The sequence below is a fragment of the Frankia alni ACN14a genome (assembly GCF_000058485.1).
In the GTDB taxonomy this organism is placed as follows: Bacteria; Actinomycetota; Actinomycetes; order Frankiales; family Frankiaceae; genus Frankia; species Frankia alni.
This window is the reverse complement of the sequence record NC_008278.1, coordinates 3,500,294-3,515,833: the sequence shown is the minus strand read 5'-3', so window position 1 is coordinate 3,515,833 and position 15,540 is coordinate 3,500,294. Positions and strand designations below refer to the sequence as shown.

Sequence of the window (15,540 nt, the reverse complement as noted above, 5' to 3'; positions counted from 1 at the left end):
GGCCTTCACATCGTCGTCCCGGCAGGGTGGGTGACGGCGGGCCGGTGATCATCGATGCCTCTCCCGCCGCCGTCGTGTCGCCGCCCGGGTGAGAGGGACCTGTCGTGTCCAGCGATATCGCGCTGAATATTCTCGATCCGTCGTCGATCGTGTCCTCCGTCGGAGTGTTCGGCCTGATGGTCGTCATCTTCGCGGAGACCGGTCTGTTCGTGGGATTCTTCCTGCCGGGTGATTCGCTGCTGTTTCTCGCCGGGGCCTTCTGCGCCGGCGACGCCGCCGCGTCAGGACCTCACCTGCACCTGCCCGCGGTGCTGCTCGGCGCCTGCGTCGCGGCGGTCGCCGGGGCGCAGACCGGCTATCTGATCGGACGGCGGGCCGGCCCGCGGCTGTTCGAGCGGCCGAACTCCCGGTTCTTCCGCCAGGAATACGTCGAGCGGGCCCGCGGGGTGCTCGACAGGTACGGGTTCGGCAAGGCCGTCGTGCTCGCCCGGTTCGTGCCGGTCGTCCGCACGTTCCTGAATCCGCTGGCCGGCGTCGTGCGGATGCCGGTGCGGGTGTTCACGACGTTCAACCTGATCGGCGGGGTGCTGTGGGCCGCCGGGGTGACGCTGCTCGGCTACGCGCTGGGCCGGACCATTCCCATCGAGCGCTACATGATCCCGATCTCGCTGCTGATCGTGCTGGTCTCGGCCATCCCGGTGCTGCGCGAGTACCGCGCCCATCGCCGGGCGCGCCCCGGGCAGGCACCCGGGGGGGTCACATCGTCCTCACACGACCAGTGATCTAGCATGCTCCCGGTCAGGCTCCGCCCGCCCGCGGCGGCGAGCCCGGGCCAGTGCCGAATCCGCAGACCCGTGCCGCATCCCGAGCCGGCACCGCCCGAGCAGCGCGTCCCGGGCCGGGCGCCGCATCCCGGGCGAGTACCGCATCCGAGACCATCAAGGACAGCCATCACGTGAGCGCGATCAGCGTCGGACAGGCCATCATCCTCGGCGTCGTCGAGGGGCTGACCGAGTTCCTCCCGATCTCCTCCACCGGCCACCTGAAGATCGCCGAGGGGCTGATGGACATCCAGGTGGACGACAAGGCGGTCGTCGGCTTCACCGCCGTCATCCAGGTCGGCGCGATCGCGGCCGTCCTCGTCTACTTCTTCGCCGACATCCGCCGCTTCGTCACCGCCTGGGGCCGTGGCCTGGCCAATCCGGCGGCGCGGACGAACCACGACTACACGTTCACCTGGTGGGTCATCTACGCGACGATCCCCGTCGTCCTCGTCGGGCTCGCCGCCAAGCCCCTCATCGACGGCCCACTCGCCTCCCTGTGGGTCGTCGCCGCCTCGCTGCTCGCCGGCAGCGCGCTGATGTGGTTCGCCGACCAGTACGGCCGGCACAAGCGCGGCGAGGACGACCTCTCCCTGCCCGACGCCATGATCGTCGGTACCTCGCAGATCCTCGCCCTGCTCTTCCCGGGCTTCTCCCGCTCCGGCGCGACGATCTCCACCGGTCTCATCCGCGACCTCGACCGCGTCGCCGCCACCCGGCTGTCGTTCTTCCTTTCCATTCCGGCCCTGACCGGCGCCGGCCTGTACGAGCTGAAGGACGCCGTCGGCGGCGGCGTCTCGGCCGCGCCGCTCGCGGTGGGCACGGTGGTGTCCTTCTTCGTCGCGTACGCCTCCATCGCGTGGCTGCTCAAGTTCGTCGCCCGGCACAACTTCAACGCCTTCATCATCTACCGCGTCGCCGTCGCCGTCCTGCTCGCCGGCCTGCTCGCCGGGGGCGCGATCAACGCCTGACCGCCCGACCACCTGATCACCTGATCACCAGGCCACCTGCCGTGACGGCTTCCTGCCGTCACGGCTTGTTTCTTTCCAGACCTGCTTCTGTCACCGCTTCTCGCCGGGCCGCCGGGGTGTGGCCGCGGGGACGATCGGGCACATGTTCCCGCGGTGCACACATTGTCCCTGCTGCCGAGACGGGTGAGGCGACGTGGCGGAATCACGCTCCAACATCGAGCGCATGCGAACCTTCGTCGAACGGGTACAGGGTCAGGGCCGAGCGGACCTTGTCGAGGAATTTGTGCACGCCGACTTCCGCAATCACACGGCGAGCCCGGGGCAGAGTCCCGGCCGGGACGGGGTACGGGTGGCCACCGAGGCTCTGCATGCGGCCTTCTCGGACTTCCAGGTCGAGCTCCTGCACTGCATCGGTGCGGACGACGTCGTCTCCACCCACAAGGTGTTCCGTGGTCGGCACACCGGGGAGTGGTTCGGCGTTCCCGCCTCCGGCCGGCCGGTCGAGTTCGCCATCATGGATATCACCCGGTACCGGGACGGGCTCATGGTCGAACACTGGGCCGTCGCCGACGCGCTGACGCTGCTGCACCAGACCGGGGCTCTCGGGTAGCCGCAGCCCCTCGACGACACCTGCCGTCGTCGCCTTCTTCGCCATGTCCGCCGGTTCCCCGCCCGAGCGCGGCGGGGCGGGGCGGGGCGGATCGAAACCTCACCGGCGTGGACAGCTGGGCATGCCTCGAGTTCGGGGGTCCGGCCGGGAGGCGCCGTAATGGCCGTCGCGCCACCGTCCCACCGGTGTTTCCCGTGCCCTCAACCACCTTTCTACACGACGTAGAAGGTGGGCCGCGCAACAATTCACGCCCCAGAGTCAACCCAAGGTGATTATCGCCACGATCCAAGTGTCGGCCGGCGGTGGAAAATCAATCGCAGAGGCCGGCCACAGCGCGTACCCGGACTCCGGAAACGCACCGGGGTCCCCCAGAACGAAGTAGGTGAGTGGAGACGGATCGTGACCACCGACGGCGCCCGAACCGGGCCTGCCGGCGAGCCGGACCGCCTCGGGCCGGACCGCACGCTGCCACGGCGTCCCCCGTCTGACCCTGCCCGGTGCCCACCCGGACGCCACCCCGACGCCGCCTGGACGCCGCCCGGACGCCGCCCGGCAGCAGCCGCAGCGCAGGCCGTGTCGCAGCCCCGGGACAGGACGCGGCACAGGAGCAGGACGCGCCGGCGCTTCGTCGGGCCACGCCCCGCAGCGAGGCCGAGGTGAGGCCGGCAGCGCGAGGCCCGCACCTCGCCGCAGGGAGCCCTCGGTGCGCCCACCCGGGCCGCCTGCGCCCCGGACAGCGCCGGTCTGGGACAGCCCTGACCTGGGACCGCCCTGACCTGGGACCGCCCTGACCTGGGGCAGCGTAGACCTGGGCAACGCAGACCCGGGCACGGCAGCCACCCCCCGTCCACCACCCAGTCCCGAAGGTGGCCCATGACCGTCCTCGACGACAGCACCGCACCCGGCCTCGTCGGGCCCCCGCACTCCCACGGCCCGCGCCGTGACCCCGCGCCGTTACTGCCCGATCCCGAGCCGGTGCGCATCCTCGGCACCCCGGCGGCCAGGACGTTCGACGCCGAGGTGCAGCGTGAGCTGTACCGCCGGATCGTCCTCGGTCGCCGCTTCAACCAGCAGGCCACGACGCTGACCCGCCAGGGCCGGCTCGCCGTGTACCCCGCGTCCACCGGCCAGGAGGCCTGCCAGGTCACCGCCGCCATGGTGCTGCGCGACGTGGACTGGCTGTTCCCGAGCTACCGCGACACCCTCGCGGTGGTCGCCCGGGGCGTGCGGCCGCTGGACGCGCTGACGCTGATGCGCGGGCACGCCCACAGCGGCTACGACCCGTACTCCCACCGGATCGCGCCGCTGTCGACACCGCTGGCCACCCAGGCCCCCCACGCGGTCGGCCTGGCCCACGCCGCCCGCCTGCGCGCGGCGACGGATCCCGCCGCCGCGGAGAACCTCGTCGCACTCGCCCTCGTCGGCGACGGCGGCACCAGCGAGGGTGACTTCCACGAGGCGCTGAACTTCGCCGGGGTGCTGGGCGCGCCCGTGGTGTTCCTGGTCCAGAACAACGGCTACGCGATCTCCGTGCCGCTGGCCAGCCAGTCCGCGGCGCCGTCGCTCGCCCACAAGGCGGTCGGCTACGGCATCGCCGGCCGCCTCGTCGACGGCAACGACGCGCTGGCGATGCACAGCGTGCTGTCCGCGGCGGTCGACCACGCCCGGTCGGGCCGCGGGCCGGTGCTCGTCGAGGCGGTCACCTACCGGCTGGACGCGCACACCAACGCCGACGACGCGACCCGCTACCGCAGCGCGGCCGAGGTCGACGCCTGGCGGGCACGCGACCCGTTGACGCTGCTGGAGGGGCATCTGCGCGCCGCGGGGCTGCTCGACGACGCGGGCGTGGCCGCCGCCGCGCAGGCGGCCGAGGACCTCGCCGTCGAGATCCGCGCCCAGTTCGACAACCCGCCGGATCCCGACCCGGACTCCCTGTTCGCCCACGTCTACGCGCAGCCGACCAGCCAGCTGCGCGAGCAGGCCGCCGAGCTCGCGGCACGCCTCGACGCCGACGCCGACGCCGCCGGAGCGGTCGCGGACGGGGACGGGGAGCAGGCCCGATGAGCACGACGATGGTCGCGGCCCTCAACGCGGCGCTGCGCGACTCGCTGCGCGAGGACGCCAGCGTCCACGTGCTCGGCGAGGACGTCGGCACGCTCGGCGGCGTGTTCCGGGTCACCGACGGGCTGGCCGCCGAGTTCGGGGCGCAGCGCTGCCTGGACACCCCGCTGGCCGAGGCGGGCATCCTCGGCACCGCCGTCGGCATGGCGATGTACGGGCTGCGGCCGGTCGTGGAGATGCAGTTCGACGCCTTCGCCTACCCGGCGTTCGAGCAGGTCGTCTCGCACGTGGCGAAGATGCGCAACCGCACCGGCGGGCGGATGGGCCTGCCGATCACGATCCGGGTGCCCTACGGCGGGGGCGTCGGCGGGGTGGAGCATCACAGCGACTCCAGCGAGGCGTACTACGCGCACACCCCCGGCCTGCACGTCGTCACCCCCGCCACCGTCGCCGACAGCTACGGGCTGCTGCGTTCGGCGATCGCCTCGGACGACCCCGTGGTCTTCCTGGAGCCGAAGCGGCTCTACTGGTCGGCGGCGGACTTCTCGCCGGCCGAGGTCTCGACCGCCCAGGTGCCACCGATCGGACGGGCGATGGTGCGCCGGCCGGGCACCTCGGCGACCCTGCTGACCTACGGCCCGTCGCTGCCCGTCTGCCTGGAGGCGGCGGCCGCCGCCCGGTCGGAGGGCTGGGACCTCGGGGTCGTCGACCTGCGCTCGCTGGTGCCGTTCGACGACGAGACGGTCTGCGCGGCGGTGCGCGCGACCGGCCGCGCCGTCGTCGTCCACGAGGCGGCGGGTTTCGCCGGAGTCGGCGCGGAGATCGCCGCCCGGGTCACCGAGCGGTGCTTCCACCACCTTGCCGCCCCCGTGCTGCGGGTGACCGGCTACGACATCCCCTACCCCCCGCCCATGCTCGAAAAGCACCATCTGCCCAGCGTCGACCGCATCCTCGACGCCGTCGCCCGACTCCAGTGGGAGCAGTGAGCCCGTGGCCGCGGTACGCGCCTTCGCCCTTCCCGACCTCGGTGAGGGGCTGACCTCCGCCGAGGTGGTCCGCTGGTTCGTCGACGTCGGGGACGTCATCACCGTCGACCAGCCCGTAGCCGAGGTGGAGACCGCCAAGGCCGTCGTCGAGGTGCCCTGCCCCTACGCCGGCGTCGTCACCTCGCTGGCCGGCCCCGCCGGCACCGGCGTCCCCGTCGGCGCGGCGCTGATCACCGTGGCCGTCGACGACTCGGCGACGGCCCCCTCGGCCCCGGGTTCCACCGCCAGCTCCGGATCGGGCTCCGGTCCGAGGTCCGGGTCCGGGTCGGGATCGGGGTCGGGGTCGGGAAACATCCTCGTCGGCTATGGCGTCAGCACCGAGCCGGTCCGGCCCCGCCGCCGGCGGGTCGGCACCATCCCGACGCCGCGCCCGGCGATGCCCTCCGGACCGTCGCGATCATCCGGGCGGCCCGGATCGGCCGGATCGGCCGGGTCCGTGGGATCTGGCGGGTCCGCGGGGGTGGCCGGCTCGGCCGAGCCCTCGGGATCGGCCGCGCGGACCGCGGTCGCGGTCGTGTCCCCCCTCGTGCGTCGCCTCGCCCGCGACCACGGCGTCGACCTGCAGGTGGTGACCGGCAGCGGCCCGGGCGGGTTGATCATGCGCCGCGATGTCGAGGCCGCCGTCGAAGGCACGCCGGCCCCCGCGCCGCAGCCCGCCGAGTCCGACGCCACCATCGTCCCCCTCGACGCGATCGGGCGGCGGGCCGCGGAGACGTTCACCCGCAGCCGCAGCGAGGTGCCCGACGCCACCTGCTGGGTCGACGCCGACGCCACCGGCCTGCTCGCCGCCCGCGACACCCTCAACGCCGGCGGCGCCGAACCGCGGATCGGGCTGCTCGCGCTCCTCGCCCGCGTCTGCGTCGCGGCGCTGCTGCGCGCGCCCGAGCTGAACTCGTCCGTCGTCACCGACTCCGACGGCCGCGCCACCGGCGTGCGTCGCCACGGCGGCGTCCATCTGGGGTTCGCCGCGCAGACCCCGCGCGGGCTGGCCGTGCCCGTGGTGCACCACGCCGAGGACATGACGACGGCTCGGCTGTCCGCCGAGCTCACCCGGCTGACCGCGGCCGCCCGCGGGGGCCGGCTCACCCCGGCCGAGCTGACGGGCGGCACGTTCACGCTGAACAACTACGGCGTCTTCGGCGTCGACGGGTCCACGCCGATCATCGCTCACCCGCAGGTGGCGATGCTCGGGGTCGGCCGGATCGTCCCCCGTCCGTGGGCGGTGGACGGCGCGCTGGCCGTACGCAGCGTCGTGCAGCTGTCGTTCACCTTCGACCACCGGGTGTGCGACGGCGCGACCGCCGGGGCGTTCCTGCGCTTCGTCGCCGACGCCGTCGAGGACCCCACCGCGCTGCTGCGCCACCTCTGACCCCCGTCCGCTGCGCATCCCTGCCAGCCGCATCCCTGCCAGCCGCATCCCTGCCAGGCGCATCCCTGCCAGGCGCATCCCTGCCAGCCACGCAGCATCCGACCTTCCACGCAGCGCCCGACGACGGGTGCTGCCCGATCCGGTCCCAGGAGGTCTGACTTGCCTGCCCAGGCCCGCTACACCTACCTCGGCCCCGAGGGGACCTTCAGCGAGGCCGCGCTCCAGACGCTGCCGGAGGCGGCGACCGGCGAGCTGGTTCCCTCCGCCTCCGTGACGGCGGCGCTGGACGCGGTACGCAGCGGCGACGCGGCCGGCGCGCTGGTGCCGATCGAGAACTCCGTCGAGGGCGCCGTGACCACCACCCTCGACGAGCTCGCCACCGGCAGCCCCCTGATGATCTACCGCGAGGTGCTGCTGCCGATCAGCTTCGCCCTGCTCGTGCGGCCGGGCACCACCCTGGAGGACGTCAAGACGGTCACCGGCCATCCGGTCGCCCAGGCCCAGGTGCGCCGCTGGCTCGCGGCGAACCTGCCGCACGCCGAGTGGGAGTCGGCCGCGTCCAACGCCGAAGGGGCGCGCCTGGTCCGCGACGGGCGCTTCGACTGCGCCTTCGCCGGGGAGTTCGCCGGCCGCCTCTACGGCCTGGAGGCGCTGGTGACGGACATCAACGACGCCGCCGACGCCACGACCCGCTTCGTCCTGCTCGGCCGTCCCGGCCGCATCGCCGCGCCCACCCGGGCGGACAAGACGTCCGCGGTGGCATGGCTGGCCGAGAACCACCCCGGCGCGCTGCTGGAGCTGCTCCAGCAGTGGGCCGTGCGCGGGGTCAACCTGATGCGGATCGAGTCCCGCCCCACCGGCGAGGGCCTCGGCCAGTACTGCTTCTCCCTCGACGCGGAGGGTCATGCCAGCGACCGCCGGGTCGGCGAGGCCCTGATGGGGCTGTACCGGATCTGCCCGAAGGTGCGCTTCCTCGGGTCCTATCCGCGGGCCGACGGTCTGGCGCCGTCCGTGCGCTCGCAGGAGTCGGACCGCGAGTTCACCGCGGCGGCCGACTGGCTCACCCGCTGCCTGGACGGCCACGGCGACGAACGGGAACCGTGACCGTCCGCGCAGGGGCGCCCGATGCGGCCACCGCACCGGCCGGAACGGGCCTGTCCGCCCCGGCCGCACCCTGCCCGGGCGGGCCCGCGCGCGGGACGCCCGGCGCCGTCGCGCGGGGCTCGCGGACGCTCGGCGCCCCCGCACCGGGCGGTGGGCGCATCGCCCGATCCGGCCACCCCACCGGCCGGCCGGACCGGCGCGGCGGGCCGTCGCGGCGGTGTTCGTCCCGGGCCACGGGACCGCATCCGCGGCGGTCACCGAATCCGCGGCGGCCAGCGAATCCCCGACGGCCGTAGTCTGCTTGTGAGCCGGACACGGAGCATGTCGCAGGTCCGGCCGGGCACGAGGAGACGTCACCGCGCCGTCGGGCGGGGCGCACGACCGGGAGCGAGGATGCGGTGAAGGTCGTGGCGATCGCCAGCTACAAGGGCGGGGTGGGCAAGACGACGCTCACCGCGAACATCGGCGCCGCCATCGCCCGGCTGGGCCGCCGCGTCCTGCTGATCGACCTCGACCCGCAGGCGAACCTCACCTTCTCCTTCTACCAGCCGGAGGTCTGGCGCACCGAGCTCGCCGAGAACCGCAGGACCGTGAAGGCCTGGTTCGAGTCGTGGCGGCCGGAGACCCTCCCGCCGCCGCTGGCCGGCTACGTGACGACCCCGCCGGTCGCCGCCACCGCCGTCGCCGAGCGCGGCGGCACACTCGACCTGCTCGCCTCGCACCTGTCCCTCGGCGACATCGAGATGAACCTCGCCGCCCACCTGGGCGGGGCGCAGGCACACCGGTCCACCCGCCACTACTTCGACGTCTACCAGCGCCTCGCCACCGGCCTGGCCTCCCCCGGGATGAGCGACTACGACCTGGTCCTCATCGACTGCCCACCGCACTTCGGGGTGATGACCCGCGCCGCGATCGCCGCCTGCGACCACGTGCTCATCCCGGCCCGGCCCGACAACTTCTCCGCGCTGGGCATCGAGCACCTGCTGGGCAAGCTGCGCCGCTACGTCTGGGAGTACAACCGGGTCGCCGACCTGCAGTCCGGCGTGCATCCCGCGGCGAAACGCCTGGAGCCGCGGGTGCTCGGCGTCGTGCTCATGATGGTCCAGTACTACCGCGGCCAGCCGACCAGTTTCCTGCGGCCCCACATCCACCAGGCCGCCAGCCTCGGGGTTCCCCTGTTCGAGTCGATGGTCCGGCTGAGCACCCGCAGCTTCGCCGGCTCGGCCGAGACCGAACTGCCGGCCGTGCTCAGTCCCGACGTGCCCGGCGACGTCGTCGGGGAGCTGGTCGACGTGGTCGAGGAGTTCCTGCGCCGCCTCGCCGCCGATGCCCGCGCGACCGCCTGAGCCCCGCTGCCCCACCGTCGGCCGGTCCGCCATCGCAGACGTCACCCGAGCCTGACGGGGAGGGTCTACCCGTGTCCGGCCGCCAGCAGCTGCGGTCAGGCGAGGGCGAGGGTGGTGAGGATGTCCGGGGAGAACGCCTCGGGGCCGAGCGCCCAGGGGCCCGCGTGGACGGCGCCGAGCGCGGCGCCGAGGTCCGGGCGCTCGCGCAGCAGCTTCGTCATCCGCCGGCGCTTCGCCGCCCGCTCGGGCATGCCGAACGCGGACAGCAGATCGGTCAGCGCGGTGGCGAAGCGCAGCCGTGCCATCCGCTCGCCGCGTTCCTCGGCGTAGCCGCGCAGCGTCTGCGGGGTCCAGGTGGGGGTGTCGAGCAGGGCCTCGGCGAGCACCCGGGTGTCGCGCAGGGTGATGCTCAGCCCCTGGGCGGTGACCGGGTTGCTCCAACCGGCGGCGTCGCCGAGCAGCGCGATCCCGGGGAGCAGCGGGTTGTCGGTCCAGGCGTCGGTCATGGGGAAGGTCGCGCACGGCCCGGCCGGGGTGGCGTCGGCGAGCGCGTCGGGGCACGGCAGCGCCGGTGAGCGGTACGCCGCCAGGAAGCGGGCCACCCGTTCGGGCCCGTTGAACCGTTCGGGGTCGGTCGCGGACCGGGCGATGTAGAGCCGGATCAGGTCGGCGCCGCGGGGCACGACGACGTACTGGTTGCGCCCGTCGACGCCGAGCGTCGTCTCGGCGCGGTCCCACGCGCCGCCGTCGTCGACGAGCAGCCCGGTGAGCATCACCCGCGGGGTGGTCACCGTGATCGGGATGCCGAGTGCCGTGCGGGTCGCGGAGTTCTTGCCGTCGGCGACGACGACGAACCGGGCGCGCACGGTGTGGTGCGCCCCGTCCAGCTCGTAGGTGACCGACGGCGCCGGGCCCGGTTCCACCGTGGACCGCCCGACGCCGCGCACGACGGTCGCGCCGGCCTTGGCCGCCGCGGTGGCGAGCGCCTCGCGCAGCTCCGGATGGCCCACGCCGATGATCCCCGGGGCGCCGGGCACGGTCGTGGACAGGTCCATCGCAGCGCTGCGGGCGCGTTCGACGGTCAGCATCTCGTCGTAGGGCACCATCCGGCTGATCACCGACGCGCCCTCGGTGCCGAGCACCGTGTCGCCGAGGCCCAGCTCGACGGCCTCGCGAAAGCCCCACGGCGCGATCGCCTCGCCGCGGATCTGGTCGCGGTAGACGCGCTCGCGCTCCAGCACCGTGACGCCCAGACCCGCCGTGGCCAGGCGGGCGGCGAGCGCGCAGCCGCCCACCCCGCCCCCGATGACGACGACGTCGTTGTCCAGGTCGCCGTCGATGTCGCTGCGCATTTCGGCCTCCCTCAGGTCGTGACCGCAGTGATTTACTATGGCATAATGAAGCCTCGGGCGGTCCGGAGATTCGGGGCGGGAGGCGGTCGGTGGCACGCAGGCGTGGCGGGACGCAGCCGGCGCCGCTGACCCAGCGCGACGTGCTCGACGCCGCACTACGGGTGGTGGAGCGCGGCGGCCTCGACCGGCTGACCGTGCGCGCCGTCGCCGACGAGCTCGGCGTCACCCCGCCCGCGGTGCACTACCACCTGCGCGGCGGCGAGGATCTGGCCGACCGGGTCGTCGAGGCGGTCGCCGCCGACATCCGCATCGAGCTCGATCCGGCCGCGCCCTGGGTGGACCAGTACGTCGGGCTCGTCACCGCGATGGACGAGGCGTTCCGTCGCTACCCGGGCACCGGGATGCGGGCGCTGACGGCGTCGCTGCCCTCCGCCGCGGCCGGCCGGCTCACCGGCACGGCGCTGTCGATCCTGCGCGCCGCGGGCCTGCCGGAGCCCGCGGCGGTCGAGCTGTTCACCGCCACCTACCTGCTGTTCACCGGCTGGCTCGCGGCCCGCGGGCTGGTGGCGGCCGGCGGCACGCATCCGAGCCTGGCCGCCGCCGGCGTCAGCGGGCCGGGCCTGGACGACCTCTCGACGCTCGAACGCGCCCTGCGCCGCGTGCTGGCGACGGTACCGGCGGCCGCGCCGCCCGTCGCCGACCCGATCGACCCGAACCCGATCGACCCGAACCCGATCGACCCGAACCCGATCGACTCGGCGGGCCCGGCGCGGCCCGCCCTCACGGAGGAGACACGACCATGAGCGACACCACCGTCATCGACGACTACTTCGCCGGCTGGAACAAGCAGGACACCGACGCAATCCTGGCCACCCTGACCCCGGACGTCGTGCTGGAGGACGTCCCGACCGGCCACGGCGCCGCCGGCACCGACGAGGCCCGGGCGTTCATCGACAACGCCCTGAGCCAGACGGCGGGCACCACCTACGACGTCGTCACCACCCTGTCCGACGGAGCCACCTACGCCATCGAGTGGGTCATGCAGCCGGCCGGCATCCGCGGGTCCTCCTTCGGCTCGCTGCGCGAGGGCCGGATCGCCGTCAACCGCGACTACTGGAGCCTGCCCCGCAAGTCCGCCTGAGCCGCCCGGTCGGGCCGCGTCGCCGGTCAGGCCGCGTCGCCGGTCAGGCCGTGGGCCCGGTCAGCCGACCACGGCGGGAGCCAGCGCCGCCGTGGTCAGGCGCCGCGGGCTGCCGCCGCCGTCGGCGGGCACGGCCCACAGGTCGCTGCCGTAGTCGCCGGGCAGGGCATAGGCGAGGGTGCGGGCGTCGAGCCAGAGCGCCTGGTCGTCGACGTTGCGCTGCTCGGCCAGCGCGGTCTCGCGCATGGTCCGCAGGTCCAGGACGGTCAGCCGCCACGGCGCGTCGACGGGCAGGCTCGCCACCCGCTTCTTGAACGCCAGCCGGGTGCCGTCCGGGGACAGTGACGGGCATTCGACGTTCGCCCGCAGGGTGGTGACCGTCCGGGCGGCGACGTCGCCGCGGACCAGGTAGGTCTGCCCGCCGGTGGCGAGCGTGGCGTAGAAGTGGGTGTCGTCGGCGAACGTCACCCCCCAGTAGTTCGCGTCGGGGCTGCGGTAGGTCCGGCCGTCCCGGACGATCCGGTAGTCCTCCAGGGTGTCGTCCAGCCGCCAGGTGCGGGTGTCGAGGATGGACGTGCGGGTGGAGAACGCGGTGCCCGCGTAGGAGTCGCCGCTGACGAACACGGTCCAGGCTGCCATGCGTCCGCTCGGTGAGACCCGGGCGCGGGTGGGGATGCCGCCGAGCGGGTAGTCGCGCCGCTCGCGCAGGTCCGCGCCGAGCACCACCGCCCGGTAGCTCTCCCCCACCACGCCCGGCACTCGGCGAAGGCAGATGCCGGTGCCGCCGGCGGCGTGGAAGCGCAGGCAACGCACGCCGGAAGCGGTGCGGGGCCCGGCCGGGTCCGCGGCCGGCACGGACACCAGCTCGTCGCGGTGCGGACCCCACGCCGTCGAGCGGAACACCAGCCGCTCCCCCGCCGTCGCGCTCGCCGCCCCGCTCGCCGGCGCGGTGGTGCCCGCGCCGGCCGCAGCGGTGAGCACGACCCGCCCGGGCCGGATCACGGGCCCGCCGGCCTGTTGGTCGTCACGTCGCGCGGCGCGCCCGGAGGCGTGCACCACGGCCGCGGTGGCGACCCCGGCGAGCACCACGACGACCGCGACGAGCACGGCGAGACGAGCCCGGATGCTCACCAGGCCTCCTGCCCTGACCGCGGCGCCGCCGGTGCAGGAGGCGGCGCCGCCCGCCCGGGACGCAGCGCGACGGCGGCGGCGGTGCAGGCCGCGAGTGCCACGGTGGCGGCGGCCAGGGCGCTACGGTCACCCCAGGCCGTCCAGGCGGCGCCGAACAGCAGCGAGCAGGCGAAACGCGCGCCCACCTGCCCCGTCTGGACCAGGGCCAGTCCGCTGGAGCGCAGCCCTGCCGGAACCGACCCGGCCGCGGCGGCCATGAGCACCCCGTCGGTCGCCGCATAGAAGGCGCCGTGCAGGACGAGCACGACGACGCCCACCGCCGTGCCCCCCGCCACCCTGCCTCCCGCCACCGTGCCTCCCACCGACGCGAGCAGGAGGCCGTACGCCGCGAGCAGGCCACCGTGCCCGGCGAGAAAGACGCGCCAGCGGCCGAACCGGTCGGCTGCGCGTCCCAGCGGGACCGCCAGCAGCAGGAACGACGCGGACGTGCCCAGCGGCAGCAGCGGAAACCACGCGCCCGACAGGTTCAGGTCGCGTTGCAGGATCAGATACAGGAACGAGTCGCTGACGGTGGCGAGGCCCAGCAGCAACGCGCACAGGGCGAGCCGGCGCAGCGCGCGGTCACCGAGCAGCCTCACGGCGGCGCGCAGGGACACAACCGCCTGTTCGCCCCGCCCGCCCTCCGTCGCCCCGCTCTCCGTCGGCCCACTCCCCGTCGGCCCACTCCCGGCGCGCTCACTCCCGGCCGGCTCGGGCTGGGACACGCGACCGGGTACGAACAGCAGCAGGACGACGACCCCGGTCGCCGCGACGCAGAAGCTGACGGTGAACACCGCGTCGAACCCGTCCGCGGCCGCGTGCATCACGACGACCGCGACGACCGGGCCCAGCAGGGCACCGGCGGTGTCCATCGCCCGATGCACGCCGAAGGAACGGCCCTGGGCCTCGGGCGGGGCGGCCAGCGAGATCATCGCGTCCCGCGGGGCCGTGCGCAGCCCCTTGCCGGTGCGGTCCACCGCGAGGACGGCGCCGATCCCCGCCAGGCTGTGCGCGATCAGCAGCGCCGGCTTGCACAGCGCGGACAGCCCGTAGCCGAGGGCCGCCATCGCCTTGTGGCGCCGGCCGCGGTCGGCGAGGTGGCCGCCGACGAGGCGGACCAACGCGCTGGCGCCGTTGTAGATGCCGTCGAGCAGGCCGAAGCCGAGCGGGGACAGGCCCAGCCCGGTCACCAGGTACAGCGGCAGCACGGCGGTGACCATCTCGGCGGAGACGTCGGTGATGAGGCTGACCGCGCCGAGGACCAGCACGGTGGCGGGCACGGCCCGCCGCGCGAGGTGCGATGGTGGGCGGCCCGCCGGCTCGGGGGATGCAAGTTCCGGGGATGCCAGTTCCGGGGATGCCGGCGCCCGGGTCGCCGGCGGCGGGGCCGGCAGGCCCGGGGGCGCCCCCGGGCCTGCCGGTCTGGTGCGGGTGTCCGCGACGTACACCGGCCGTTAGCTCCAGATGCCGGTGATGTCCGACGCGCTCGACGCGTTGCCGGCGTGCGTCGTCAGCCCGCCGAGGTCCTCCAGGGTGCGCAGCAGGTTGTAGTGGTTGTAGGTCGTCGACGTGCTGCTGCCCGCGGTGACGTGCTGGCCGTAGAACACCGTGGGGATGCGGTTGCCGCTCTGCGAGTTGTCCTCGTCGAAGGTCACCACGAGCACGCTGTTGTGGGTCTTCGCCCAGGTGGCGTAGGCGCCGAGGTTGTTCTGCAGCCAGGTGTCGCCCGTGGCGACCGAGCAGTCGTGCATGTCGTTGCACAGGTTCGGGATGACGAACGAGACCTTCGGCAGCGTCGAGTAGTTCGTCGGGAACTGGGCGAAGGTGTGCGCGGTGCTCGTCGGCACGTTACTGAAGGCGAACCACGGGTTGTGCTTGCGGGCGTACTTGGTGGCGCTGTTCGTGCAGACCGTCGACCCGGCCGACGGCAGGCCCTCGTTGTAGCTGCCGAACGTCTTGCCGGCGGCGATGAGTTCGGAGCCGAGGTTGGCGGCGCTGCTGAATCCCGGGGTGTAGCAGGCGTCGTCGGTGATGCCCTGGGTGCCGCCGGAGAACAGCGCGACGTAGTTGGGCTGGCTGGGATGGGTCAGGGCGTAGGACGCGGTGAGGTTCGCGCCGCCGCTCTTCAGCGAGTTGATGTAGGGCGCACTCGACGATCCGATGACCTGCGAGTAGCTGTGGTTCTCGAGCATCACGACGACGACGTGGTCGGGCGCGGGCAGACCCGCGGCCTGGGCGGGGGCGGCAGCCCACACTCCGAACACGGCGGCCGCCAGGCTGGCCGCGCCGAGGGAGCCCAGCGCCAGGCGCGAACGCCGGACACGGGTGAGAACGGACAAGGTGAGACCTCCGGCAGTTACGAAGGAATCAGCGCGGGCCCTCGCTGAAGATCCAGGTCAGGTTAGGGGGTCCACGGACCGTGGTCAGTACTGCGCAGAGGAAGAAGAGTTAAACAGGCGGGCACGCTGCGACATCCCCGCGTCACCCGTTCATAACCTGGCTCGGAGTTGCCTGGGCCGAGGTAGGCCGATCGATTCGGACAAAGATCT

14 protein-coding genes are annotated in these 15,540 nt (G+C 73.8%); 10 read left to right on the top strand and 4 right to left on the bottom strand.

Annotated features, from left to right (window positions below; all coding sequences use genetic code 11):
- Positions 1–104: 104 nt before the first annotated feature.
- From FRAAL_RS14135 to FRAAL_RS14100, 8 genes are all read left to right on the top strand, one after another.
- A complete protein-coding gene (locus FRAAL_RS14135) occupies positions 105–782 on the top strand; it encodes a DedA family protein (RefSeq protein ID WP_041939313.1) in 678 nt (225 codons plus the stop codon).
- 173 nt (positions 783–955) lie between these two features.
- The gene (locus FRAAL_RS14130) at positions 956–1,792 is read left to right on the top strand and encodes an undecaprenyl-diphosphate phosphatase (protein ID WP_011604380.1); all 837 of its coding nucleotides are present in this window, start codon (positions 956–958) and stop codon (positions 1,790–1,792) included.
- 223 nt (positions 1,793–2,015) lie between these two features.
- On the top strand, positions 2,016–2,402 hold the full coding sequence (locus FRAAL_RS14125) for an ester cyclase (RefSeq protein WP_063822708.1): 387 nt from the start codon (positions 2,016–2,018) through the stop codon (positions 2,400–2,402).
- A gap of 873 nt (positions 2,403–3,275) precedes the next feature.
- Entirely contained in the window at positions 3,276–4,466 is a 1,191-nt protein-coding gene (locus FRAAL_RS14120; RefSeq protein ID WP_011604377.1) for a thiamine pyrophosphate-dependent enzyme, read from the top strand.
- A complete protein-coding gene (locus tag FRAAL_RS14115; RefSeq protein ID WP_011604376.1) occupies positions 4,463–5,449 on the top strand; it encodes an alpha-ketoacid dehydrogenase subunit beta in 987 nt (328 codons plus the stop codon). Before FRAAL_RS14120 ends, FRAAL_RS14115 begins: the two co-directional genes overlap by 4 nt.
- Before the next feature lie 4 nt (positions 5,450–5,453).
- Positions 5,454–6,878 (top strand): dihydrolipoamide acetyltransferase family protein, encoded by a 1,425-nt coding sequence (locus FRAAL_RS14110; RefSeq protein WP_011604375.1) that lies wholly within the window; start codon positions 5,454–5,456, stop codon positions 6,876–6,878.
- A gap of 159 nt (positions 6,879–7,037) precedes the next feature.
- Positions 7,038–7,982, top strand: a complete 945-nt coding sequence (gene pheA, locus FRAAL_RS14105; RefSeq protein WP_011604374.1) for a prephenate dehydratase — start codon at positions 7,038–7,040, stop codon at positions 7,980–7,982.
- 398 nt (positions 7,983–8,380) lie between these two features.
- Entirely contained in the window at positions 8,381–9,328 is a 948-nt protein-coding gene (locus FRAAL_RS14100; RefSeq protein ID WP_011604373.1) for a ParA family protein, read from the top strand.
- 95 nt (positions 9,329–9,423) lie between these two features.
- On the opposite strand, the gene FRAAL_RS14095 is transcribed toward FRAAL_RS14100, so the two are convergent.
- Positions 9,424–10,680: an FAD-dependent oxidoreductase gene (locus FRAAL_RS14095; RefSeq protein ID WP_011604372.1), complete on the bottom strand. Its 1,257-nt coding sequence runs from the start codon at positions 10,678–10,680 to the stop codon at positions 9,424–9,426.
- Positions 10,681–10,769: 89 nt separating this feature from the next.
- Here FRAAL_RS14095 and FRAAL_RS14090 point away from each other — a divergent pair, with 89 nt between their 5' ends.
- Both FRAAL_RS14090 and FRAAL_RS14085 read left to right on the top strand, forming a co-directional pair.
- The gene (locus FRAAL_RS14090) at positions 10,770–11,483 is read left to right on the top strand and encodes a TetR/AcrR family transcriptional regulator (protein ID WP_041939311.1); all 714 of its coding nucleotides are present in this window, start codon (positions 10,770–10,772) and stop codon (positions 11,481–11,483) included.
- Positions 11,480–11,821: a nuclear transport factor 2 family protein gene (locus FRAAL_RS14085; RefSeq protein ID WP_011604370.1), complete on the top strand. Its 342-nt coding sequence runs from the start codon at positions 11,480–11,482 to the stop codon at positions 11,819–11,821. Before FRAAL_RS14090 ends, FRAAL_RS14085 begins: the two co-directional genes overlap by 4 nt.
- Before the next feature lie 60 nt (positions 11,822–11,881).
- Here FRAAL_RS14085 and FRAAL_RS14080 read toward each other — a convergent pair whose 3' ends face one another.
- From FRAAL_RS14080 to FRAAL_RS14070, 3 genes are read right to left on the bottom strand one after another with little or no spacing between them, the layout of a single operon-like run.
- On the bottom strand, positions 11,882–12,952 hold the full coding sequence (locus FRAAL_RS14080) for a TolB family protein (RefSeq protein WP_011604369.1): 1,071 nt from the start codon (positions 12,950–12,952) through the stop codon (positions 11,882–11,884).
- On the bottom strand, positions 12,949–14,439 hold the full coding sequence (locus FRAAL_RS14075) for an MFS transporter (protein ID WP_197537270.1): 1,491 nt from the start codon (positions 14,437–14,439) through the stop codon (positions 12,949–12,951). Before FRAAL_RS14075 ends, FRAAL_RS14080 begins: the two co-directional genes overlap by 4 nt.
- A gap of 6 nt (positions 14,440–14,445) precedes the next feature.
- Positions 14,446–15,330: an alkaline phosphatase family protein gene (locus FRAAL_RS14070; RefSeq protein WP_011604367.1), complete on the bottom strand. Its 885-nt coding sequence runs from the start codon at positions 15,328–15,330 to the stop codon at positions 14,446–14,448.
- Positions 15,331–15,540: the final 210 nt, after the last annotated feature.